19 protein-coding genes are annotated in these 24,468 nt (G+C 56.6%); 10 read left to right on the top strand and 9 right to left on the bottom strand.

Annotated elements, in window-relative coordinates:
- Positions 1-12: 12 nt before the first annotated feature.
- A complete protein-coding gene (locus GVL50_RS10175) occupies positions 13-333 on the bottom strand; it encodes a helix-turn-helix domain-containing protein (RefSeq protein WP_053122912.1) in 321 nt (106 codons plus the stop codon).
- Positions 320-688, bottom strand: a complete 369-nt coding sequence (locus tag GVL50_RS10170; RefSeq protein WP_159812737.1) for a type II toxin-antitoxin system RelE/ParE family toxin — start codon at positions 686-688, stop codon at positions 320-322. Before GVL50_RS10170 ends, GVL50_RS10175 begins: the two co-directional genes overlap by 14 nt.
- A 360-nt stretch (positions 689-1,048) precedes the next feature.
- On the opposite strand from GVL50_RS10170, the gene GVL50_RS10165 reads away from it, so the two are divergent.
- A complete protein-coding gene (locus GVL50_RS10165; protein ID WP_159812735.1) occupies positions 1,049-2,566 on the top strand; it encodes an amidase family protein in 1,518 nt (505 codons plus the stop codon).
- On the opposite strand, the gene GVL50_RS10160 is transcribed toward GVL50_RS10165, so the two are convergent.
- Positions 2,567-2,884 (bottom strand): XRE family transcriptional regulator, encoded by a 318-nt coding sequence (locus GVL50_RS10160; protein WP_159812733.1) that lies wholly within the window; start codon positions 2,882-2,884, stop codon positions 2,567-2,569. It abuts the gene before it with no gap.
- Between the two features lie 374 nt (positions 2,885-3,258).
- On the opposite strand from GVL50_RS10160, the gene GVL50_RS10155 reads away from it, so the two are divergent.
- The gene (locus GVL50_RS10155) at positions 3,259-3,939 is read left to right on the top strand and encodes a hypothetical protein (RefSeq protein WP_159812731.1); all 681 of its coding nucleotides are present in this window, start codon (positions 3,259-3,261) and stop codon (positions 3,937-3,939) included.
- Between the two features lie 165 nt (positions 3,940-4,104).
- Here the strand turns inward: GVL50_RS10155 and GVL50_RS10150 are convergent, their stop codons facing one another.
- The 5 genes from GVL50_RS10150 to GVL50_RS10130 all read right to left on the bottom strand — a co-directional run bounded on the left by GVL50_RS10150 (position 4,105) and on the right by GVL50_RS10130 (position 9,143).
- Positions 4,105-5,091 (bottom strand): hypothetical protein, encoded by a 987-nt coding sequence (locus tag GVL50_RS10150; protein WP_159812729.1) that lies wholly within the window; start codon positions 5,089-5,091, stop codon positions 4,105-4,107.
- Between the two features lie 268 nt (positions 5,092-5,359).
- Positions 5,360-6,073 (bottom strand): HNH endonuclease signature motif containing protein, encoded by a 714-nt coding sequence (locus GVL50_RS10145; RefSeq protein ID WP_159812727.1) that lies wholly within the window; start codon positions 6,071-6,073, stop codon positions 5,360-5,362.
- A 113-nt stretch (positions 6,074-6,186) separates the two neighbouring features.
- Positions 6,187-6,720: a Bro-N domain-containing protein gene (locus GVL50_RS10140; RefSeq protein WP_159812725.1), complete on the bottom strand. Its 534-nt coding sequence runs from the start codon at positions 6,718-6,720 to the stop codon at positions 6,187-6,189.
- Between the two features lie 349 nt (positions 6,721-7,069).
- Entirely contained in the window at positions 7,070-8,320 is a 1,251-nt protein-coding gene (locus GVL50_RS10135) for a ribonucleotide-diphosphate reductase subunit beta (RefSeq protein ID WP_064119947.1), read from the bottom strand.
- A gap of 562 nt (positions 8,321-8,882) precedes the next feature.
- Complete coding sequence (locus GVL50_RS10130) at positions 8,883-9,143, bottom strand: DUF2790 domain-containing protein (RefSeq protein ID WP_053122884.1); 261 nt, start codon at positions 9,141-9,143, stop codon at positions 8,883-8,885.
- Between the two features lie 451 nt (positions 9,144-9,594).
- Between GVL50_RS10130 and acs the strand changes: the two genes are divergently transcribed.
- The 7 genes from acs (at position 9,595) to argR (ending at position 17,735) form a co-directional block, all read left to right on the top strand.
- Positions 9,595-11,550: an acetate--CoA ligase gene (gene acs / locus GVL50_RS10125; RefSeq protein ID WP_053122882.1), complete on the top strand. Its 1,956-nt coding sequence runs from the start codon at positions 9,595-9,597 to the stop codon at positions 11,548-11,550.
- A 782-nt stretch (positions 11,551-12,332) separates the two neighbouring features.
- A complete protein-coding gene (locus GVL50_RS10120; protein ID WP_053122880.1) occupies positions 12,333-13,106 on the top strand; it encodes an ABC transporter substrate-binding protein in 774 nt (257 codons plus the stop codon).
- Between the two features lie 91 nt (positions 13,107-13,197).
- Entirely contained in the window at positions 13,198-13,887 is a 690-nt protein-coding gene (locus GVL50_RS10115; RefSeq protein ID WP_007912702.1) for an ABC transporter permease, read from the top strand.
- Positions 13,884-14,582, top strand: coding sequence for an ABC transporter permease (locus GVL50_RS10110; RefSeq protein ID WP_008077928.1), 699 nt, complete (start codon positions 13,884-13,886; stop codon positions 14,580-14,582). The genes GVL50_RS10115 and GVL50_RS10110 overlap by 4 nt, the downstream gene beginning before the upstream one ends.
- A 1-nt stretch (position 14,583) precedes the next feature.
- Entirely contained in the window at positions 14,584-15,696 is a 1,113-nt protein-coding gene (locus tag GVL50_RS10105) for a M14 family metallopeptidase (protein ID WP_159812723.1), read from the top strand.
- A 27-nt stretch (positions 15,697-15,723) separates the two neighbouring features.
- Positions 15,724-16,488 carry an ABC transporter ATP-binding protein gene (locus GVL50_RS10100; RefSeq protein ID WP_007912705.1) on the top strand — a complete coding sequence of 255 codons (765 nt, stop codon included), beginning with the start codon at positions 15,724-15,726 and terminating at the stop codon, positions 16,486-16,488.
- A 266-nt stretch (positions 16,489-16,754) separates the two neighbouring features.
- Positions 16,755-17,735 (top strand): transcriptional regulator ArgR, encoded by a 981-nt coding sequence (gene argR, locus GVL50_RS10095; protein ID WP_007912706.1) that lies wholly within the window; start codon positions 16,755-16,757, stop codon positions 17,733-17,735.
- Positions 17,736-17,759: 24 nt separating this feature from the next.
- Here argR and GVL50_RS10090 read toward each other — a convergent pair whose 3' ends face one another.
- Entirely contained in the window at positions 17,760-22,799 is a 5,040-nt protein-coding gene (locus GVL50_RS10090) for a dermonecrotic toxin domain-containing protein (RefSeq protein ID WP_159812821.1), read from the bottom strand.
- Positions 22,800-23,107: 308 nt separating this feature from the next.
- Here GVL50_RS10090 and GVL50_RS10085 point away from each other — a divergent pair, with 308 nt between their 5' ends.
- A complete protein-coding gene (locus GVL50_RS10085) occupies positions 23,108-24,328 on the top strand; it encodes an aspartate aminotransferase family protein (RefSeq protein ID WP_141126185.1) in 1,221 nt (406 codons plus the stop codon).
- Positions 24,329-24,468: the final 140 nt, after the last annotated feature.

The following is a 24,468-nucleotide window of genomic DNA, read 5'->3' as shown; positions in this document are numbered from 1 at the left end:
CGCCTTATCGCGTCAAGCGAATACCACCTCAATACGCCCCTCTTTCCTTGAACGAGGGGCTGATTTCACCACTATTTGTACGTCTCGTCCGAGCCGGGAAAGACACTCCATCATCTTGGCTTCACTGATACCGCGAAATTTCCCGCGAAGCATTTCGGAGAGTTTGGGCTGAGACAAACCCAGAATTTCCGAAGCTTGAATTTGGGTCAGATGGCGTGCCTTTATGATTTCGCCGATCTTGGCCGCGAGTTGTGATTTGACCTGCATTTCACTGGCATTGGGCAAGCCGAGGTCTTGGTAGACGTTGCCGCTGCCTTCTTCAATTTCTATCATTTGATGATCCTTTGGCGTGATTCTGGGCAGCTCTAAGTCGGTTTCGGATTAGCTCAATGTCCGACTGAGCGGTTTTGATTCCAGACGTCGCCTTCTTCTGGAAACAGTGCAAAACGTAAACAGCGCTGTCGAAACGAACTGTGTAAACGGCGCGATAGGTGTTGGTATCGAAGTTCTCCACCAGTTCCAATACTCCTGCACCGCCAAAGCCCTTTAAAGGTTTTGCATCTGGGTGCTTCAGCCCATTTTGGGCGAGATCCAGTGCATAACCGAAAACGTCCTGCACGTCTGTGGGCATCTGCTTCAGGTCTTTTTTGCTGCTACACACCCACAAGAGCGGCTTCCTTGCACACATTCAAAATATACCTATGTTGGGATAATGGTCAACGATCCTTTTCATTGCTAACGCCTGGTTGAGACTTAGGCGTGATTTAGGGTGTGCTGGTTTTTTGTACAGTTAATATTTGCTGGAATCAAATGCGTTTTGTATGCGGGTGAAACCATTTTCCGATCTCAGATTTTCAGTGCACAAATGCTGGCTGAATCTGGAAGAAGCGGCGTCAGAAAAAGCCTCCGCCCCGTGTAGCGGCTACAAGTCAGGCTGACTTTTCCTACTGCTGATTGTCCTTGTTGCTGACAGCGCTTTCTGACGGTGTCGGTAGGATGTATCGCGAGTGAATGAGTCACTCGCGTTTTTCATACAAGGATGATCCACATGAAACACCCCTTCAAACGCCGCATATACACGCTGGCGCAAGCAATCCTGATTTCGCTGACAGCCACGACCATTGCCAACGCTGCCACCGCGAATACCCCGCTCGAATACGCCAGCATTACTGAACTCGGAACCCTGATGGCGAACAATGAACTGACCGCCGTCGCCCTGGTTGAGCACCTCACGCAGCGAATTGCTGACCTGGATAAACAAGGCCCGGCCCTTCACGCCGTTATCGAGCTCAACCCGAAAGCCCTCGATATCGCCAAGGCACTGGATGAAGAGCGCGCAGCAGGTCAGACGCGGGGCGCGCTGCATGGCATTCCCGTGTTGCTCAAAGACAATTTCGATACCGCTGACAGTCTGCAAACCAGCGCGGGTTCTTTAGCGATGGTCGGTCAGCCGGCTGCCGCTGATGCTTTCGTGGTTAAGCAATTAAGGGATGCTGGCGCGATTGTGTTGGGCAAAACCAACATGAGTGAGTGGGCTTACGTGCGGGACATGGATCTGCCGCATGGCTGGAGCGGTCGCGGTGGCCAAGGGAAAAACCCACATCTGGCGAGTGAAAGCACATGCGGTTCCAGCTCCGGTTCCGCCTCTGCTGTGGCAGCAGGTTACGGCCCAATTTCCCTGGGCACTGAAACCAACGGTTCGATCACTTGCCCGGCCTCGGCTAACGGCGTGGTTGGCGTCAAACCGACATTAGGTCTGTTAAGCCGATCCGGGATCGTGCCGATCACTCGACTGCAAGACACTCCTGGAACCTTAAGCCGAACCGTTCGCGATGCGGCGCTGACCTTAAACCTCATGCAAGGCATCGATGCAGCGGACTCGGCCACCTCGGGCGCACCGACAGGAATCGATTACACCGCGCTGCTGAGCAACGATGCCCTGCAAGGCAAACGCATCGGTTATCCCGTTGCATACGTCGGCGCCAACGGTAAGCCTCTGACGCCTGGCGTCGAATTTCTGATGGCCATGGCAGCGATGCAGGAACAAGGCGCCACGATCGTACCTGTGACTATCCGTTTTCCCTATTCCGCTGATTACATACCAAGTCTGATGGGCGGGATGAAACACGAATTGCCGGAATACTTCGCAAGCCGTCCCGACCTGCCAATTCAGTCGCTGCAAGCGCTGATCGACTTCAACAAAACCAATCCCGGCACTGAAGGTCACGGACAAACCATGCTCGAAGCGATCAACGATATGGACATGACCCATGATCAGGCACGTGCTTCGCTCGCAACCATCAGCGAAAAATTCAAGGGCGCCATCGACGAACAACTGCAAGAACACAATCTCGACGCAATGGTTGCCGAGGCCGACGGCTACTCGCAGTTCGCCGCCGCCGTCGCCGGCTATCCAGCGATCACTGTGCCATCGGGCATGGACGATGATGGACTGCCGACCTCGGTGTTCTTTTTCGGCAAAGCCTGGAGCGAGCCGCAACTGTTCGCCATGGCCTACAGCTATGAACAAGCCTCGGCCGAACTGCGTCATCCTGCCTTCAAGTAATCATCCGACCTGAGCAAAATCCCCACACTCGACAGCGTTCTGCTGCATAGCCTGGGGATTCAATTTACGGCCCGGCGCGAACCCTGGAAAGAACACCAACCCCTGCGCCTCCAAGCGATACGCCAATGCCAGACGCGCCGCATCGGCCACATCCTGCTGCGCCTCAAACCGCTGAATGTCTTCGACAGACACCTGGGCCTCGCGCGACAGCTGCTCAGCGCTCCAGCCCAGCATGGCTCGGGCCTGTACGCAGTGCGTCGGGGTAAACTGGAAAAGCGCGATATGTTCGAGAATGAGGTTCATCGCAGAAGTGGCCATGGTGTGCTCCGGGCTCAAGAGTGCTGATTGAAAATATACTGTGTTTTTGTACAGTTGTTTTCGGCCGGGATCAAACGCATTTTTTGATTTTCCCTAATTCGCCGCCTCCAACCAGACGGACGGTGCCTGACCGAGTCGTCGCTGCTCGCTGAAACTCGGCCCGGTCTGCGGGCGCAAGAACGATTGAAGGTAGGCAAGCTTACGGGTAACTGCTCCGTCGGCTGTGGGAGTGTTTGACGTGTGTTGGGACGTTGCAGAAAACTCCGACACCGTGTGGGTAGCTTTCCTTCAGGCGACACTGGGAAGGGCACGAGATCAGTGAAGTGGATACCCGGCTGATCTCAGATGGCCTCGGTATTCAAAAGAGAAAACGCATGTTGATCTTCAATTGCACCGAAGCCGCCAGCAAGTTTTTCAGCCGGGTTCACAAAGGCAAAAAAATCACGCCGGTGGACAACAACCCCCCGTCGAAGGCCATTGAAGATGACGAGGCCAGCAATTTCGTAGAGCAATGGCTAGTCCATGCAATCACGGTGCAACGTAAGCACGTATTGTTGGTTATCCATGTGAAAACCCGTTACTGCATGGTCTTCGCCGAGGCGAAAAAAGCCGACGCAGAAGGTTTCGTTGCCTGGTTTGCTGATCGTTGGCGTGAAGGATTGATCCGCGATGCGATCAATCACGGCTTTATGGATTGGGTCGATGCCGGTGTCATGCCGGAGCGCATGGATCAAGGCTGTCACGATTACAGGTTTTATCGGCGTAGCCATCGCAGTGCGCAAAAACACATTGATGAAATTGCCTGGTATTTCCAAGGCAGTGCATCTGAGTCGGGCTGTTTACCACCGGGTGAACGGGCAGCCATTGGTTTCGATGCTGCGATGAATGACACGCCCAGAAGCAGCAAAGGTCAGAAAGATATGTACTGGCCGAATGTCGAAATGGTCGCTCACTGGTTGCGTGAATATTGCGCAGTTGATGAGGCGGGTATCGAACGTGCCTTGAAGCGACGTCTGGAGGCGTGGCGAGAGATCAATGCTTGTCATAGGCGCTAGGGTGCAGCCCATGCTTGAGCAACTCGGGCGCGAAGTCATCAGTAATCACGCTCGTATGTTGCAGGGGGGGAATGCTGAGGAGTATGAGCGTCGCTCCAGCAGTTCTGTATCCCGACATAGTCAGCCTGCTGGTGCCGTCAACCTGCAACTAACCAAGGCTAACCGTCACTCCAGCCCCGGCGCCTCACGAATAATGAAGTGATCCAGGTTCTCGATATTGGCATTGAAGACCTCGAAAGGCTTTTCGGGGTTCTTCTTGCCGGGCACCTGCTTCAACTCCGGCGTCACCCCATAGAAGAAACAGAACAACGCCTTGTCGCTATCCACCGCGTGCTTGATCTCCTCCAGAAACGCCTTGCGCTTGCGGTAGGTGTCGATCAGCTTCTTGTTGAGATAAACACTCACCGGATACGGCTTCTTCTTACTGTCCTCGGGCTTCTTGAACCAGACCTTGTCCTCGAAATCGATACGAAAACTGGCACTGTGGAAGTCCTCGATCTTCTTGATCCGCCCCCAGTAAATCAGCCCCTTGTTGTCCGTCAGATACTCAACCTTCTTGAAGAACGAACTGTACGGCGCCGAATGCTCGCCGACCTTCAACGGCATGCGCTTAAGCAACTCCTTGTCCGCGAAGTTGGAAACAAAACACTCCACCGGATGCGCAAACACACTGGTCTTGTCCGGTGCCGATTCACGACTCGCCGACTCTTTACCACTCTCCGCCGCCGCCCGCACCGGATCATCGCGCAACACATCCGCCGCCCCCGCTGGCGCGGCAGGCTTGCGCACATATTCGCGCCGGGTCAGTAACAACTCCGATGGGAAGTGTTCCTCACGGCCGTCATCCACCTCGCCATCCGCCGTCTCAACGCCAGAAGCCAAAGCCTTCAAACTCACATACGGACAACCCGCCACATGCTGCGTAGTCGGCAGATTCTTGAAGTGCGGCGTGCGCACGTAATTCACGTTCTTGGCGTTGAACGTACCCAACTCATTGGAAGCCTCGAACGCCGAACGACAGGCATCGTAGGGGCACTGGAAGTGCTCCTTCGCGGAGTCGAACGCCACCGTCTCATCGAAATTGAGATCGCGAACATCATAGATCGACAACTTGTCGTCGAGGCTGAGGCAGTAGGCGAGATCGAATTTCATGGTGGGGCTCGGATCCTTGAGTGGGGGAGGGGTATTAATAGCGGGAGGCGGCGCGGGTTGCACTGATTGTTTTCAGGATGATGCGGGATTTGTGGGAGCCAGCCTGCTGGGGATTGGTGGCATCAACTCAATATCGAATCCAGACACCCGCCCGGCAGCAACACGTTTCAAATGTGGTGAGGGGATTTATCCCCGATGGGAAGCGGAGCTGCCCCAAAAGGCACCGGGTTAATAATGCCTAATTGGTCGAGTGCCGAATGCACTACCACTACTCAGTCTCTAACCCTGCGACTCTTTTATAAAACTCCGCAGTGAACTCATCTTTGTCGCTCGAGTAATGGCAGCGTCGATGGCAGTTCGGGCACAAGGCTACTGCATTGCTCGTACGGTCTGTCCCTCCGTTGACGAGATGTTTCACATGGTGGACTTCAAGAAATGGTTTGCCATCGGCATCCTGGAATGGCGCTTTTTGGCCACAACCCTCACACATGCCTTTAGAACGTTTCAGAACCCATTTTTTGACGTTTAGTTTGCGCGAAAGCCTAACTACCGTCGCGTTAGTCTGCTTTGGGTTTAGTACACCCGCGGGCGCATCATTCAATTCAGGTGCGGTAGGTTCGATAAACCGGAATTCTGTAAGAGGAGTGCGTCGTGGGGAGATGTGCCGTATCGCGTCCGTGTCTTTTTTGGCGAGGATTTCTTTGATACGCGTAATGACACCAGAACCGAGATTCTTCGCCGAAACATAGCCTGTAATTCGAGGCAGTCCCAACTGATCCATTACCGCAGAGATATTCTGCATGCGGTATTCGACTGAAGAGGAGCTGCGTCTGATTAGCGGGCCTTTCCGTAAGAGTCGGTTTTCGTCCGCTTTATTGAACGGCTGATTTTGCAGTTCAAGAACCAGCATTTTCAGATAAGCGTCAACAGAAGCTTCTAGCTCCTCATCACTCCAGCCAGATTTTTCTTTCGAGGTGTCCATACAATCGCCGAGGGTTGAAAACCCTCGGACGATACTGAGTGGCCATCACATCTGTCTACGAAAAATCCTACAGAAAATAGCGACGGATCCTGCACGATCCTACAAATCTGTCCCTAACCCATGGAGTGTTTCGAAGATTGAAATACCTGCGAAAACCTTCGCCACCAAGGTTTCCCTACCGCAGCCCGCCGTGAGGATTGGTCGTTTAATAGGTAAGGCATATCCCGAAGCCGAATCCAGCCCTCATCTTGCCAATGCAGCAAACACAAAGACATCTCCGGCCAATCCAACAAGCTCAACATTGGCCGATTGGAATTTCCCGAGTCCGCAGCATCGCGCAAGCTCGGCACGACCTCATTGGTCAGCCATTCCCGTAACAACCGATTTCCCGGAACGTAGTGATAGATCAACAGCGCGTACACCCCAGATTCACTGAGCATCAGATGCTGTTCAGGTTCTCGAAAGTACTCAATCCACATGACGCGGCGTTGATCGCTATCTAGCTTGTTGACCACCCGATCATTCAGATGGAAACCCATCAAGCGGCCAACATCACGAGCGGAGAACCAAGGCTGGTTCTCTAATAGAAGGGCATGCAGAGAAAGTTTGTGGCGAGAGAAGACGGTTACCGAGCATGGATAAGGCATATCTATGACCTCTACGTTTTAGATTTTGAGAGGGCCTGACCCCAACGTAGAGCGGACTTAAGAAATCCCAACGAGCAGAGCAGTTGCCACCGACGAATTACGCGTCTGTGTCACTGACCAAGCTTTCTACGTTGGGCGTTTCTTAGGCACCTGCGATAGAGCTTAGTAGTGCTCGTGGCAGGCTTCAATGGGAAGAGGCTGTAAGTGCTGTAGGAGATTGAACGCTGTGACGTAGGCGTAAATATGATTACCAATCGCCCATAAAAAAGCCCCGATCAGATCGGGGCTTTTTTGCTTTCTCGACTCGCCGACTCAAACCGCAATCGTCAAATCGTGCCAAGCGAGACTATTAGTCCCAGCTCAACGCACCACCAGTTTGGTATTCGATCACACGAGTCTCAAAGAAATTCTTCTCTTTCTTCAAGTCCATAATCTCGCTCATCCAAGGGAACGGGTTAGTCGTCCCTGGGTACTCTTCCTTCAAACCAATCTGGCTCAAACGACGGTTAGCGATGAACTTCAGATAGTCCTCCATCATCGCCGCGTTCATGCCCAGTACGCCGCGAGGCATGGTGTCTCGTGCGTATTCGATCTCCAGCTGCGTACCCTGCAGAATCATCTGGGTCGCTTCTTCCTTCATTTCGGCATCCCACAAATGCGGGTTTTCGATTTTGATCTGGTTGATCACGTCGATGCCGAAGTTCAGGTGCATGGATTCGTCGCGCAGGATGTATTGGAACTGCTCGGCGACGCCGGTCATTTTGTTGCGGCGGCCCATGGAGAGGATTTGGGTGAAGCCGCAGTAGAAGAAGATGCCTTCCAGAACGCAGTAGTAGGCGATCAGGTTGCGCAGCAGCTCTTTGTCGGTGTCCGGGGTGCCGGTTTCGAACTTCGGATCGGAGATCGAACGGGTGTATTTCAGGCCCCAGGCGGCTTTTTTCGCGACCGATGGGATCTCGTGGTACATGTTGAAGATCTCGCCTTCATCCATGGCCAGCGATTCGATACAGTACTGGTAGGCGTGGGTGTGGATCGCCTCTTCGAAAGCCTGGCGCAGGATGTACTGGCGGCATTCCGGGTTGGTGATCAGGCGGTACACGGCCAGTACCAGGTTGTTGGCAACCAGGGAGTCGGCGGTGGAGAAGAAGCCGAGGTTGCGCATGACGATGCGGCGCTCGTCGTCGGTCAGGCCTTCCGGGTCTTTCCAGAGGGCGATGTCGGCGGTCATGTTGACTTCTTGCGGCATCCAGTGGTTTGCGCAACCGTCCAGATATTTCTGCCAGGCCCAGTCGTACTTGAATGGCACGAGTTGGTTGAGGTCGGCGCGGCAGTTGATCATGCGCTTTTCGTCAACGGCGACACGGGCGGAGGCGCCTTCGAGTTCGGCGAGGCCTTCGGCGACGTCGAGGGAGTTCAGTGCAGCCTTGGCGCGGGCCACGGCGGCCGAGTCGTCGGCGGTCACGGCGCGGGCTTCGATCGCGGCGGCACCGCCAGCGTTATCGAGGCGATCCATGTTGGCTTCGGTAGCGTGGCCGGCGTTGGCGCCTTTCACTGCTGCTACTTCACTGTCTTCTTTGTCGAATTCGTCCCAGCTCAGCATGACGTGTCGTCTCCTGCGTGAGGGCCTGTCGCCCGTGTGAAACCTGATTGGTTGGTTTTTCACACGGTCGTACAGACCGCGTTGGATCTTAAGGAATCGTTTTTTGCAGTAGCTAACGCACGCATAAAACATTGTCTTGTACGGGTTTCTGAGAGCCTCTGATGGGCGCAGCGCGCGTTGAATGCTGCTGCGGGGCTTCAGACTGGCTATTCATCCCTGTAAGGGAATATTGCGGACCCGATTAGGGCGGCATTATAGGGAAAAAAAGCGGATGAGGTGGCACCATTCTGCGTAGAAATGGGTCGAGCGGAGGGGGGATTTCGGTCGGAGCGAGGGTTTACGGGGCTCAGAAAGGAATTGCCGAATGGAATTTTTTTTTGCGTATTGTTGCTCGTGGTTGCCACTTGGTTAACAAATAACCAAAAAACCGCGTTTTTCACTATATCTTGTGTTTTGCAACCCTTTTGACCGACTCCAGACACAACTGAGCCCGACCGAAGCCGGGCTGGAATCGACCCTCAATAAAGCGCTGAGAGATCCGATTCGGTGCAGTCTGCAATCATCAATTAGTGCAGCCGTTGCCCATCACGCTGTAACGCAGGATGTGGCGCTGGCCGGTGGAGTCGTCGTATTCCATTTTCATTGGCACAACTTCGCAGACATTCGGAACTTCGCTCATCGATACAACGTTGGCGATGTCCAGGTGGGTCGAGTAAGTGTATTCCTCGATGGCCGGTTTTTGCTGGGCGACATCAGTCGGGACCTCGTTTGCCATGGCGGTTGCGCACAGACTGCTGAGGGCCAGAACCAATAAAGCTTTCATTTCAAATTTACCTTTTTGAGGTCGAATGGGGTCACGCAACCTTTTTAGGGTTGCGTGTGGAACTTCATCGTTTGCGGTTGTTACTTGAGAGCTGGATTAACGGCCTTCGTGGGGGCTGTAACGTTGTTAATCGCGTTTGCCTTGTCGGCGAGGTGAATTCTAGGGAGGTGGAGTGGGGGTAAACAGACCGGGTTTTGATAAACACTTTTCACATATTTGGTAACAATCCCCCCAAAAACACCTCAATCCCTCTGTAGGAGCTGCCGCAGGCTGCGATCTTTTGATCTGGATGTTTAGGGGCAAGATCAAAAGATCGCAGCCTTCGGCAGCTCCTGCACGGGCCACCGTGGGTGGGCGAGGGGTTGTTACTACCATCGTCGAATGGTTCTATGGGCCCGGCCCCGTTACAACAGGGTCATACAAAAACAACTATTACACCGAGGTAAGAAAGATGAGTGCGGCTTCTCTGTATCCCGTTCGTCCCGAGGTTTTGGCTAACACGCTGACTGACGAGGCGACCTACAAAGCCATGTACCAGCAGTCGGTCGTCAACCCTGACGGCTTCTGGCGTGAGCAAGCCAAGCGCCTCGACTGGATCAAGCCTTTCACCACGGTGAAACAGACTTCTTTCGACGATCACCACGTCGACATCAAATGGTTTGCCGACGGCACCCTCAACGTTTCCTACAACTGCCTCGACCGTCACCTGGCCGAGCGCGGCGATCAAGTGGCGATCATCTGGGAAGGCGACGATCCTTCCGAGAGCCGCAACATCACCTACCGCGAACTGCACGAACAAGTGTGCAAACTCGCCAACGCCCTGCGTGGTCAGGACGTACACCGCGGCGACGTGGTGACCATTTATATGCCGATGATTCCCGAAGCCGTGGTCGCCATGCTGGCCTGCACCCGGATCGGCGCGATTCACTCGGTGGTGTTCGGCGGTTTCTCGCCGGAAGCCTTGGCCGGTCGCATTATCGATTGCAAATCGAAAGTGGTGATCACCGCTGACGAAGGCATCCGTGCCGGCAAGAAGATTTCCCTCAAGGCCAACGTCGACGACGCGCTGACCAATCCGGAAACCAGCAGCATCCAGAAAGTCATCGTCTGCAAGCGCACCGGTGGCGACATCAAGTGGAACCAGCATCGCGACATCTGGTACGAAGACCTGATGAAAGTGGCAGGCACCGTTTGCGCGCCGAAAGAGATGGGCGCCGAGGAAGCACTGTTCATCCTTTATACCTCCGGCTCGACCGGCAAGCCGAAGGGCGTGCAACACACCACCGGCGGTTATCTGCTGTACGCGGCGATGACCCACGAGCGCGTGTTCGACTACCGTCCGGGCGAAGTTTATTGGTGCACCGCCGACGTCGGCTGGGTCACCGGCCACAGCTACATCGTCTACGGCCCGCTGGCCAATGGCGCGACCACGTTGCTGTTCGAAGGCGTGCCGAACTATCCGGACATCACCCGGGTGGCGAAGATCATCGACAAGCACAAGGTCAACATCCTCTACACCGCACCGACCGCGATCCGCGCGATGATGGCCTCGGGTCAGGCTGCGGTTGAAGGCGCGGATGGCAGCAGTCTGCGTCTGCTCGGTTCGGTCGGCGAGCCGATCAACCCGGAAGCGTGGGATTGGTACTACAAGAATGTCGGCAAGTCGCGTTGCCCGATCGTTGATACCTGGTGGCAGACCGAGACTGGCGGCAACATGATGAGCCCGTTGCCGGGTGCGCACGCGCTGAAGCCGGGTTCGGCGGCGCGACCGTTCTTCGGTGTGGTGCCGGCGCTGGTCGACAACCTCGGTAACATTATTGAGGGCGAGGCTGAAGGCAATCTGGTGATTCTCGATTCGTGGCCAGGTCAGGCGCGCACGCTGTATGGCGATCACGATCGTTTCGTCGATACCTACTTCAAGACGTTCCGTGGCATGTACTTCACCGGTGACGGCGCGCGTCGTGATGCTGATGGTTATTACTGGATCACCGGGCGTGTCGATGACGTGCTCAACGTGTCCGGCCACCGCATGGGCACGGCCGAGATCGAGAGTGCGATGGTTGCGCATCCGAAAGTTGCTGAGGCGGCGGTGGTTGGGGTTCCGCATGACATCAAGGGGCAGGGTATTTATGTCTATGTCACGTTGAAGAATGGTGAGGAGCCGACCGAGCAGTTGCGTCTGGAGCTGAAGAACTGGGTGCGCAAAGAGATCGGGCCGATCGCTTCGCCGGACGTTATCCAGTGGGCACCGGGTCTGCCGAAGACGCGTTCGGGCAAGATCATGCGCCGCATTCTGCGCAAGATTGCCACGGCGGAATATGACGGGTTGGGGGATATCTCGACGCTGGCGGATCCGGGTGTGGTGCAGCATTTGATTGATACGCATAAGACGATGAATGTGGCTTAAGCGTTAGATGCTTAGGAGCCCCGTCCGGTGAATGCCGGGTGGGGCTTTTTTGTGCGGCAAGATCAAGGGATCGCAGCCTTCGGCAGCTCCTACAGGTTAACTGTTAATTCTCGAAATACGCGGTAGACACAATCAATGTAGGAGCTGCCGAAGGCTGCGATCTTTTGATCGTTCCCACGCTCTGCGTGGGAATGCAGCAAGGGACGCTCTGCGTCCCAGAAGCCGACGCAGAGCGTCGAGGGAGGCATTCCCACGCAGAGCGTGGGAACGATCAGCGGCTCAACCAATAATTATCGACCAGCGCCGTCAGCCCTTTCCTACTGTTACCCGCCGCCCTCCACGTAACCGAATGTGTAACCGCCCGCCCCGGAGCGGGGCAATGGGAAACGCATCGCCCCGTTTTAGAGCCTCCAAACCCCCGGTGAAAAATAAGACACAACGCTGCGCTTGCCGGATTAGAAGGGTTTGCGAATAATAGGCCCGCAATTTGCAGCGTAGATCGGTTCACTGTCTTTCGCTCTTGCATGAATTTGCAAGGCTGTCAACGTGCTCAAGCGGGTTTCTCTGTGCATCTGTAATTAGTTGTCGCATTGAAGAAATATCGACTTCGGGCCTGTCGTTAGAATGCCGATCACTCGCTCATCGTGGCTGATGTTGAAATCTCTCCAGGTTTCAACAGGAAATTTCCCACCGATGCAGCAACCGATTTCCCGATTCACCCATTCGCATATTGGGCTGTCGCTCACTCTGCCGTTTTTGCCCTTTACCGATGGAGTCCCAAGATGAAGAAACTTGTGCTGCTTGGCGCCCTGGCACTGTCCGTGCTGTCGCTGAATTCCTTCGCTGACGAAAAACCTCTGAAAATCGGTATCGAAGCGGCTTACCCTCCGTTCGCTTCGAAAGCACCGGACGGCAGCATCGTTGGTTTCGACTACGACATCGGCAACGCTCTCTGCGAGCAGATGCAGGTCAAGTGTGTGTGGGTCGAGCAAGAGTTCGACGGTCTGATCCCGGCACTGAAAGTGCGCAAGATCGACGCGATTCTGTCGTCCATGTCGATCACTGAAGATCGCAAGAAGTCGGTCGACTTCACCAACAAGTACTACAACACCCCGGCACGTCTGGTCATGAAGGCCGGTACTCAGGTCAGCGAAGGTCTGGCTGAGCTGAAGGGCAAGAACATCGGCGTACAACGTGGTTCGATCCACGAACGTTTCGCCCGCGAAGTGCTGGCTCCACTGGGTGCCGAGATCAAGCCGTACGGCTCGCAGAACGAAATCTACCTCGACGTGGCTGCCGGTCGCCTCGACGGTACCGTGGCTGACGCAACCCTGCTGGACGACGGTTTCCTGAAAACCGACGCCGGTAAAGGCTTCGCGTTCGTCGGTCCTGCGTTCACCGACGTCAAATACTTCGGTGACGGCGTAGGCATCGCTGTTCGTAAGGGCGACGCCCTGAAAGACAAGATCAACGCTGCCATCGCGGCCATCCGCGAAAACGGCAAATACAAAGCAATCCAGGACAAGTACTTCGCCTTCGATATCTACGGCAAGTAACACGTCTCTGCGACAAGTCCGAAATGGCGCAAGCAACAGGATCTCTGAGGTTTGCGCCATTTTTTCATCCCAACTTTCGAGGACCTGAATCATGTTGAAAGGCTACGGGGCTGTCATCCTCGATGGCGCATGGCTGACGCTTCAGCTCGCCTTGTCGTCCATGGCTCTGGCCATCGTTCTCGGGCTGATCGGTGTCGCGTTGCGCCTGTCGCCAGTGCGCTGGCTGGCCTGGCTGGGCGATCTGTATTCCACGGTGATTCGCGGGATTCCCGATCTGGTGCTGATCCTGCTGATCTTCTACGGCGGTCAGGACTTGCTCAACCGCGTGGCACCGATGCTCGGCTATGACGACTACATCGACCTGAACCCGCTGGCCGCCGGCATCGGCACTCTCGGTTTTATCTTCGGTGCGTACCTGTCGGAAACCTTCCGTGGCGCGTTCATGGCGATCCCGAAGGGCCAGGCCGAAGCGGGCATGGCGTACGGCATGAGCAGTTTTCAGGTGTTCTTCCGGGTGATGGTGCCGCAGATGATTCGCCTGGCGATTCCGGGCTTCACCAACAACTGGCTGGTACTGACCAAGGCCACCGCGCTGATTTCCGTGGTCGGTCTGCAAGACATGATGTTCAAGGCCAAGCAGGCGGCAGATGCCACCCGCGAGCCATTCACCTTCTTCCTCGCAGTGGCGGCGATGTACCTGGTGATTACCAGTGTTTCGTTGCTGATCCTGCGTCAACTTGAGAAGCGCTACTCGGTAGGCGTAAGGGCGGCTGATCTATGATCTTCGACTACAACGTCATTTGGGAGGCCCTGCCGCTGTACCTCGGCGGCCTGCTGACCACCCTCAAACTGCTCGCGCTGTCGCTGTTTTTCGGTTTGCTCGCGGCCCTGCCACTGGGGCTGATGCGCGTCTCGAAGAACCCGGTCGTTAATGGCGCCGCGTGGCTTTACACCTACGTGATCCGTGGCACGCCGATGCTGGTGCAACTGTTCCTGATCTACTACGGTCTGGCCCAGTTTGAAGCGGTACGCGAAAGCTTCTTGTGGCCATGGCTGTCCAGCGCAACGTTCTGCGCGTGCCTGGCCTTTGCGGTCAACACCAGCGCCTATACCGCTGAAATCATCGCCGGCAGCCTCAAAGCCACGCCGAACGGTGAGATTGAAGCGGCGAAAGCCATGGGCATGTCGCGCTTCAAACTGTACAAACGCATTCTGCTGCCATCGGCCCTGCGCCGGGCACTGCCGCAGTACAGCAACGAAGTGATCATGATGCTGCAGACCACCAGTCTGGCGTCCATAGTGACCTTGATCGACATTACCGGCGCGGCCCGTACCGTCAACGCGCAGTACTATCTGCCGTTCGAGGCGTACATCACCGCTGGCGTTTTCTACCTCTGCCTGACGTTCATTCTGGTCAAGCTGTTCAAGCTGGCCGAGCGTCGCTGGTTGAGCTACCTCGCGCCGCGGAAGCATTGATATGGAACGCATCGACCACGTTTTGCCGTGGAGCCATTTGGGCAGCGAGCGCAAGATTTCCGTATTCCGCTTCGGACGCGGCGAGCGCAAGGCCTACATTCAGGCCAGCCTGCACGCTGATGAATTGCCGGGTATGCGCACCGCTTGGGAGCTGAAAAAGCGCCTCGGCGAACTCGAAGCCAAAGGCTTGCTCAACGGTGTCATCGAACTGGTGCCGGTCGCCAACCCGTTGGGCCTTGGGCAATTGCTGCAGGGCAATCATCAGGGGCGTTTCGAGGCGGGCAGCGGCAAGAATTTTAACCGTGATTTCGTTGAGCTGAGCGCGCCGGTTGCGGCCGCTTTGGCTGACAGTCTCGGTGATGATCCGCACGCCAATGTGCGTCTGATTCGTCAGGCGATGGCCGATCATCTGGCCGCATTGCCGGAGGCGAGCAGCCAGTTGCAAGGCATGCAGCGTGTGTTGCTCAGCCATGCCTGCACCGCCGATGTGGTGCTCGATCTGCATTGCGATGCCGAAGCCGCGCTGCACATGTATGCGTTGCCGCAGCACTGGCCACAGTGGCGTTCGCTGGCCGCGCACCTGAATGTGCGTGTGGGTTTGCTCGCGGAAGATTCCGGTGGCAGCTCGTTCGATGAGGCTTGCTCGTTGCCGTGGTTGCGTCTGTCGCGTCAGTTCCCCGAGGCGCAGATACCGCTGGCGTGCCTGGCGACGACGATTGAGCTGGGCGGCCAGGCCGACACCGGTCGCGCGGAGGCCGAGGCGTATGCTGAAGACATTCTGGCGTTCCTCGCCGAGCAAGGTTTGATCACCGGCGAGTGGCCGAATCCTGCGCACGAAGCGTGCGAAGGCATGCCGTTCGAAGGCACCGAATTGCTCCTCGCACCCCATCCCGGCGTCGTAAGTTTTCTGCGCAAGCCCGGCGAGTGGGTCGAGGCGGGCGACGAGATTTTTGAAGTGATTGATCCTGTGTCCGATCGGGTCAGCACGGTGTGTGCTGGTACCTCCGGGGTGCTGTTTGCCATTGAACGGCTGCGCTATGCCCAACCCGGTTTCTGGCTGGCCAAGGTGGCGGGGCGCGAAGCGCTGCGTCACGGGCGCTTGCTCAACGACTGACTGACTGTTTTTGTGAGAACCGACCGCATGTACAAACTTGAAGTCCAAGACCTGCATAAACGCTATGGCAGTCACGAAGTGCTCAAGGGCGTGTCCCTGAAAGCGGCAGCTGGCGATGTGATCAGCATCATCGGCTCCAGTGGCTCCGGCAAAAGTACTTTCCTGCGCTGCATCAACCTGCTCGAGCAGCCGCACGCGGGCAAGATTCTGCTCAACAACGAAGAGCTGAAACTGGTTGCGAACAAGGACGGCGCGCTGAAAGCCGCTGATCCGAAGCAGCTGCAACGCATGCGTTCGCGCCTGTCGATGGTGTTCCAGCATTTCAACCTGTGGTCGCACATGACCGCGATTGAAAACATCATGGAAGCGCCGGTTCACGTGCTCGGCGTACCCAAGTACGAAGCGCGCGAAAAAGCCGAGTACTACCTGAACAAGGTCGGCGTGGCCCATCGTAAAGATGCGTTCCCGGGCCACATGTCCGGTGGCGAGCAGCAGCGTGTGGCGATCGCCCGTGCGCTGGCGATGGAACCTGAGGTGATGCTGTTCGACGAACCGACCTCGGCCCTCGACCCGGAACTGGTCGGCGACGTGTTGAAGGTGATGCAAGCGCTGGCTCAGGAAGGTCGCACCATGGTCGTGGTAACACACGAAATGGGCTTCGCCCGTGAAGTGTCGAACCAGTTGGTGTTCCTGCACAAAGGCGTGGTTGAAGAAAGCGGCAACCCGCGCGAAGTGCTGGTGAATCCGCAATCAGAACGTTTGCAACAATTCCTCTCGGGCAGCCTCAAGTAATCGCTGCCGTTATGCACCAAATTAGGTCATGCTTCGCGACCTGAAGGCTGGCTCCAATCCACTGTAGGAGCTGCCGAAGGCTGCGATCTTTTGATCTGTTTTTGAAGATCAAAAGATCGCAGCCTCGTTCCACTCGACAGCTCCTACATGGGAAAGGCATTTCATTCCCGATGGTGGATCTGCGTCAGGCTCAAGATTTGTGTTCATTTACGGGCTAGCATTGGCCCATGCCTTCATCACTGTTCTTCGCTTCGGATTGCCCGCCCATGACTGCCCATCGAATTGGTTTCCTGATTTGGCCCAGCACTAAAGCGTTGACGCTGGCGCTGGCGGAGGAAGCCTTGCGTGTTGCTCAGCGGGTGCACCCGGACGTGGTTTACGAACTGTCGTTCCTGCAAGCCGAGCCACCGGCCGAGGGCGCCTGGCAACTGCCCGGTGAGGCGTGGGCCGGCAAGCTCGAAAACTTCCAGAAACTGTTCCTGCTCGCTGACGAGCCGCCGACCACATTGGCCCCGGCACTCAGCAGTGCGCTCAAGCAATTGGTACGTGCCGGTACGGTCATCGGCGGTTTGTCTGCCGGTGTTTATCCGTTGGCGCAACTCGGTTTGCTCGACGGTTATCGCGCTGCCGTGCACTGGCGCTGGCAGGATGATTTCGCTGAACGCTTCCCGAAAGTCATCGCCACCAGTCATCTGTTCGACTGGGATCGTGATCGACTGACTGCCTGCGGCGGCATGTCGGTTCTCGATTTGCTGTTGGCGGTACTGGCCCGCGATCACGGTGCGGAATTGGCCGGCGCCGTTTCCGAAGAACTGGTCGTCGAGCGCATCCGCGAGGGTGGCGAGCGTCAGCGCATCCCGTTGCAGAACCGTCTCGGCTCCAGCCATCCGAAGCTCACCCAAGCGGTGTTGCTGATGGAAGCCAACATCGAAGAGCCGCTGACCACCGACGAAATCGCCCAGCACGTGTGCGTGTCCCGTCGTCAGTTGGAGCGCATCTTCAAGCAATACCTCAACCGTGTGCCGAGCCAGTACTACCTGGAATTGCGCCTGAACAAGGCCCGGCAGATGTTGATGCAAACCAGCAAGTCGATCATCCAGATCGGCCTGTCGTGTGGCTTCTCATCGGGGCCGCATTTCTCCAGCGCCTACCGCAATTTCTTCGGCGCCACGCCGCGGGAAGATCGCAACCAGCGGCGCAGCAGCAGCCCGTTTGAATTGTCATCGGTGCCGCCAGAGCGCGGTTGATCGCCGCGCTTCAGTCGACGAACACTATTCGTCGATTTCCGAGCCCTCGGACGTTGAAACTTCCATCTCCGCCTCGTCGATCGTGCTTTCGATGCCAAAGTCCATGCCGTGCTTTTTGAAGTAGGCGCTGAGGATTATCTGGCTCTGCGCATCGAACGGGTTGTCGCGAAAGTTAATTGCTTCAGCAACCTCTCCGGGAAGTTCGAGGATATCGCTGGGCATCTCGGTGATCGCATTACTGCTTAAGTCGGCTTTCATCAGGCGCTTGAGCTGGAACAGGCCATCCGGGATTCGCTGGATGCCAGTGTTGTTGAGTATCAGGTCTGTCAGCGAATTCAGTTGCCTCAGATCCGGTGCCAGTGCCAAGGGATTGAAGCTCAGGTCGAGAATCTCAAGGTTCACCATCTCCCCGAGGGCCGCTCTACTGTGTGCGCTCAGAGTGATGTTGCATTCCGTCAGATACAGCACGGTCAGATCACCCATTCTGAAAACCGCTTGAGGGATGTCGTCGAGTGAGAACTCGCGAATGTTTAGCGTCCTGAGTTTGGGAAAGCAATTCAGGAACTGATTGGCGCCCGACGTGGCGCCTTCTTCGCTAAACAAGGTCAAGGTCGACACATGACTGAAGTCTGCGTTCAGCGCCGGTAATTCCCCGATGATCGTGGTAGGCAGGTTTAGCTCGTACAGCGTCTCACCGTGCTCGCCGAGTTCGTCGAACTCGCTTTCTTTGCGCCAGCATTCTTCGACCAGGGCCTTGAACTCATCGCGTGCAGATTGCTCCTCCGCCAGTTCGACCAAGGTGAACGGGTTGTTGGTGAATGGGTTGATGGCCGGAATATCACCGGTCCAGGCGTCCAGATCCTCTCTGAGGCTCAAGTACTCGTTCTCCAGTCGAGTCAGTTCAATTCGAGCGTCATGCGTGAGCCCGGCCAGACGATAAAAAAACTGGCTGGCTTCCTGGACGTTAAACAACGAATAGAGATGTTTTACTCGCGTGATGTCGACCTCTTCACAGAGCACCCCCAGCGTTTGCCCAAACTGGTGAAAGTGCGCTCTGATCCTGTCGCGTGTCACGCTCGACCAAGGGTTGCGGGCAAAATCGAAACCTGAAGTGACTTCCGGCGGGTAATGGAAAAAACCCAAAGGTATGTCACTGATCTGGTTGTTGTTGAAAATACCGGTCGTCAGTTTCGGATGATTCACCAGGCCGTTGGGAAGATCAGCGATTCCGGTGTCGGCAAGGTCGATGTAGGTCAGCGCGGGCATGTTTGTGATGTCCGGCGCGCGTCCCAATGGATTGCCATACAGATCCAGCGCGCTCAGTGAGGTCAGCCCGTTCAACGTTGTCATTGCTGCGTCATCAAAGGTGATGCCGCACTCCGCCAGTATCAATTGAGTGAGGTGGGGCATGACTCTAACGGCTTGGGGCACATTCCCAAGATTGAAACTGCGAATCTCCAGATGTTGCAATCGCGGGAAATAACCCAGAAAACGCTCGGCGCCCAGTACGCCGCGACTGCCTTCCAGTGATAAGTGCGTGACGTGGCTGAAATCTGCTGTGAGCTGCGGAAGCTCTCCAACGATCGGAAGAGCGAATTGCAGCAGTGATCGTGCCTCGGGACTTTCGCTGTCGAGCGTTGTGCGTTCTAGCCAGCAACGCTGCAGAGCTTCCTTGAAGGCCAGTCGATTGTTTTTGGCTTCGGAGAACGTCGCAACATCCAGCCGCGTGCCGGTCACGGGATGCAGCCTGGGTGTTTGCGCTGTCCAGTCGTTCAGATCCTGTCGCAATTTAGCCAGTTCGGCGGTGAGCCGAGACAATTCCATGCGCGGGCCCGCCGGGTAGGTCATCAGTCTTTGCATGAATGCTTGAAATTGCTCAGGCGTAAATGACGGGTTGAGCGCCATCGCCTCTTGTTCAAGCACCGGAAGATAGGGGTTGAAGTGTCTATAGCCTTCGCTGCCTCCCGGTAAACGCATGGTGTGCGGATCGTAGGTTGGCTTGAGCTCTCGGTGCAGCGCGAGGATTTTTTGCAGATCGTCGCGGGCTAATGCGTGCTTGCGGATAGTCTGCTTGAGCTTCGCGCCGGCACCGATGTCGATGCCCAGCGTGTCACGTGCATTGTCGGGTAAGGCTTGCAACACGGCGTTGTAGAAATCGAGCGCCGCCGACAATGGCTGGCTCTCATCGTCGAAAGCCTGGTAGCGGCCGTCTTCAAGCAGCACCAGGGTTTTGTGCAGGGTGGCATCGCCGGGGTCAATACTGTCGCGCAATGTGCCGCGAGTACCGTATTCACGGACGTCGATTCGCAGGTTTTTTGGCCATCCCGGGACACGTTCGAGTGAATGCAATGCCAGCCGATGAGTGTCCAGCGGGTTGATCGAATCCAGGTACAAACCTTCAAAGGCGCGACTGCTGCGAACGTCCTCCAGGGCCCAGCGCGACAGTTGCATGAGCCGTTTTGGGACGAGTGATTGCTTGAATTGTTGGCGTTCTTCGCCCGTGGCAGTGCGCAGGATTTCCCGGGCGACGCTGGTAGGGAGTTCGGGCGTTGCGTCGATGAGTGCGCGCGAAGCGGCGTCGGTGCTGTATTCGAGTACGCGGTAGCGTGCATTGAACAGGATGTTGCGACGTTCGGTGGCGATGTCCGCCAAGGTTTTGCGCAGTGCGCGCGCTCGTGCGGTAAAGGCTTGGGGAGGTCGGCCAGGTTCTTCTTTTAATAGTGTCTTGAGATCACTTTCATCGAGCTTCGCCAACAGGTTCGTGAGCAGATCACCTGACCCCGGCGGCAGTTCGTACAGCTCAATCATCGGCAAATCCTGGCGGTTGCTTTGCCAAACGGTCTCGCCTTTAGCGTTGAGTAAACGCAGGCTTTTGTCCTCGGGCCAAGGGCAATGTTCGGTCAGCAGTTGCAATTGGGTGGTCGGCTCGGCGTGGGAAAATTCTGCGAGGTGAGGGCTGTTCATTTGATCGATGAACGTGCGAATGCCTTTGTCGATGCTGAAGCGTTTTAGGGTGTCCTCCAGCAAGGGTGGAAGTGGCTCGCGCTCAGCGTGAAATTTGCGCAACACATCTTCGTGATAACCGCTGCTGCTGAGGGCGTGTTCCAGTTCGGTGGGTGACAGGCTGTCGACCGTGTGGCCGATCCGTCGCAGCAGTTTGTCGGTTGGCCAGGTGAGCGGGCGATCAAGTTCCGTATGCCAAGTGCCGGTGTGGAAGTGTTCCAGCGCAGGAGGATAGGCATCAGTGCGCGTTGGGTGATCAATTCGAAAGCCGCTGGTGCCTGGCTCAGGTCTGACGGCGAAGACTTTGCCGTCCAGCGGTAGCAGCAGTTTTCCATCGACCTGATGCAAACCGTGCTGATCAGGCAGGGATTCTTTCGCCAACGAAATCGCTTGCTCATAGGGAGCCAGGTCAGCTTTCCAGTAGAGGGTTTTTCCGTTCGGTGCCCGAACCGGTTTAAAGCGGTCGATAAAACGCACGACTTGCTGCGGCAGTACGTTACGAAACTCGCCGGCGACCAGCATGCCGCCGGCGGCGAATATGCCCAGTTGCACGACGGATTCCACCGCGTCCAGCAGGTGCAGAAATGCCTCGGTTCGTTGCCCTTGCGCCCACTCGATAATGCCTTCGAAGGTCTCGTCCAGTAACTGATAGGCCATGTAACCCAGCATCAGTTCGCCCAGAAACGGCACGAACGGCATGGCCACGAAAGCAGCGACGTTGAGCAGTGATGAAGCGATGTTCACCAGTGAATCCCAAAACGCCCACCGCGCTTGCTGATCAACCGATGCTGTTGGTACTGCAAGGCTTGGCCCGTCGTTGAGGATTTTGTTTAGTGCATCCTCAAATTGCTGCTGCCATAACGATGCCTGGATGATCTGGGCGCGAAACTGCAGGTCGGGTTTTTCAATTGCTACTTCACGCCAGGCAGGTTTTGGATCGCCTCGTTCATGCGGGTAAAACTGAATCTGGGTCAAGCGTGCCTTGAGTGTTGAAAAGAAGCGGCCGCGTTCGCTGTGCGCAATAAACCGACTGAAAAAATCCTGGTAGTCGCTTTCGCGCAACTGACGCGTCAGTTCGGCGGAGAAGGCGGCGCTGGAGGCGTATTCCTTGATCGGGTGCTCGGGGTCGTTCGGCACATAGGCCACCAGGCGACTGACGTGTTCGCTGCTGTTCAGGTCCGGCGCAAAAACAATGATGCCGTGCAGTTCAGACGACAGCAGTGACAGGCTCTGGCTGCGCAGGGGTTCGCCGTCGAGCCGCATGCCTTGCAGACCGTCGATCAAGCCGCTGATCAGACGGAACAGATCCTCCTGAATGTCGTTGTTCATCCGCGCGTACAAGAGCGCCGATTTCAGTGCAGCCTTCTGACTGGTTTCAACGTGCAAACGTAAGGTCGCCGCGACGTCGGGTCGGGTGACACCCAGTTGATGTTGCAGATGCTGCTGGTATTGCGCGCCGATATCGAGCGTTCGGCACAGTTTGATGAAGTCGGGTATCGACAGCGTCCGGGTGATGTCCGGGAGCGTTTCGAACTGCTCGTGCTCGTCTGGCCGGGTGATGAAGCAGGAGTCGGGGTCGAACGCATCCGCTTCGGTTTCGTGGCGCTCGAAGTTATGCAGCGCCGCATCCAGCAATGACGCGCTCCAGATCCGCTGGGCGCCCGTGGAGAATCCGAACCAGGGATTTGTCACCGGAATGTACAGGCGCACGAAGGTGTTTTTGACGTCGAGTGTCAGGCCGACCTGATCCTTGATGGCCGCTGTCAGCAACGGTGCGGCAAAGGCGTCGACATCCTTGAGATCGGCGAGCAGGCGATCCACCTGGTTTTGCGCTGTCCAGTACTGAGCATTCAGGGTGCGCAGATGAGCCTGATGCTGACGAGGAGAACTTGCCAGCCCTGGTTCAGGGTGTGGCGTGCCGCGCCGCAAAGCATGTCTTCGAAGTGCCGAAGCGTTCGCCAGCCAATCAGGTGTGGCGTGATGCAAATGCAGAAAATGCGTGTCGTCGTGCTCGGCAACGAAAGCGTCGAGACGGACGGTAGGTTGAAGCGGTTGTGACAGGTTCATACGCTCATCCATTAGCGTGTGGAGAGCGCCCAGCAAATCAGAAAAAAAATCATCATGTGCGGTACATAGTTACCGCACATGGAATTCTTCGATCAAATACAGTGAAGCCACCGCAGATCCGCCCGGGCAGTTTAAACTGCGCCTTTGCGACGCTATATGTCGCATTGCCGTAAACCCGGGAAAATCCGGGGTTTGCGCTATAAGAAGTTGTCGCTTGGCGGCAAGGCCGGGCTGAAAACTGTCCTTACAATCCCCCCATCGCTCGCCAGTTTCAGGCGGGTGTTCCTCTTCAGGAGACTCCGATGTCCGTTGAGCACGCTGCGGTACAACGCGCCGATTTCGACCAGGTAATGGTTCCCAACTACGCGCCTGCCGCTTTCATTCCGGTGCGTGGCGCCGGTTCCCGCGTCTGGGATCAGGCCGGCCGCGAGCTGATCGACTTCGCCGGCGGGATTGCCGTTAACGTATTGGGCCACGCGCACCCGGCGCTGGTCGGTGCATTGACCGAACAGGCGAACAAGCTGTGGCACGTGTCCAACGTGTTCACCAACGAGCCAGCCCTGCGTCTTGCGCACAAGCTGATCGACGCCACGTTCGCCGAGCGCGTGTTCTTCTGCAACTCCGGCGCTGAAGCCAACGAGGCCGCTTTCAAGCTGGCCCGTCGTGTTGCGTTCGACCGTTTCGGCACTGAGAAATACGAAATCATCGCTGCGCTGAACAGCTTCCACGGCCGTACGTTGTTCACCGTTAACGTCGGTGGCCAGTCGAAGTACTCCGACGGTTTCGGCCCGAAAATCACCGGCATCACCCACGTTCCTTATAACGACCTGGCCGCGCTGAAAGCGGCGGTTTCCGACAAGACCTGTGCGGTCGTGCTGGAGCCGATCCAGGGCGAGGGCGGCGTGCTGCCAGCCGAATTGGCGTACCTGCAAGGTGCCCGCGAACTCTGCGACGCGAACAACGCGCTGCTGGTATTCGACGAAGTGCAAACCGGCATGGGCCGCAGCGGCAAGCTGTTCGCCTACCAGCATTACGGTGTGACCCCGGACATCCTCACCAGCGCCAAGAGCCTGGGCGGCGGTTTCCCGATCGCGGCGATGCTGACCACCGAAGCGCTGGCCAAACATCTGGTTGTCGGCACTCACGGCACCACCTACGGCGGCAACCCGCTGGCGTGCGCGGTCGCGGAAGCGGTGATCGATGTGATCAACACTCCTGAGGTGTTGAGCGGCGTAAACGCCAAGCACGACAAGTTCAAGGCGCGCCTTGAGCAGATCGGCGAGAAATACGGCCTGTTCACACAGGTGCGTGGCCTCGGTCTGCTGATCGGTTGCGTGCTCAGCGAAGCGTGGAAAGGCAAGGCAAAAGACATCTTCAACGCCGCTGAAAAAGAAGGCCTGATGATTCTGCAAGCCGGCCCGGACGTGATCCGTTTCGCTCCGAGCCTGGTGGTGGAAGACGCTGATATCGATGCCGGTCTGGATCGTTTCGAGCGCGCGGCTGCAGCACTGACGCAAGCCTGATAGACCCTTCGGCGCCTGAGTACTTGGGCGCCGAACCCAATTTTTGATATCGGGCAGATTCAACTGTCGGAGTCAGCCTTTGTGGTGAGGGGATTTATCCCCGACGGGGCGCGAAGCACCCCCAAAATCTGGGGCCGCTG

The organism is Pseudomonas sp. 18058, assembly GCF_902706155.1.
Lineage (GTDB): Bacteria > Pseudomonadota > Gammaproteobacteria > Pseudomonadales > Pseudomonadaceae > Aquipseudomonas > Aquipseudomonas rustica.
Note: the sequence above shows the minus strand (reverse complement) of the source record. Positions and strands in the feature narration are given on the sequence as shown.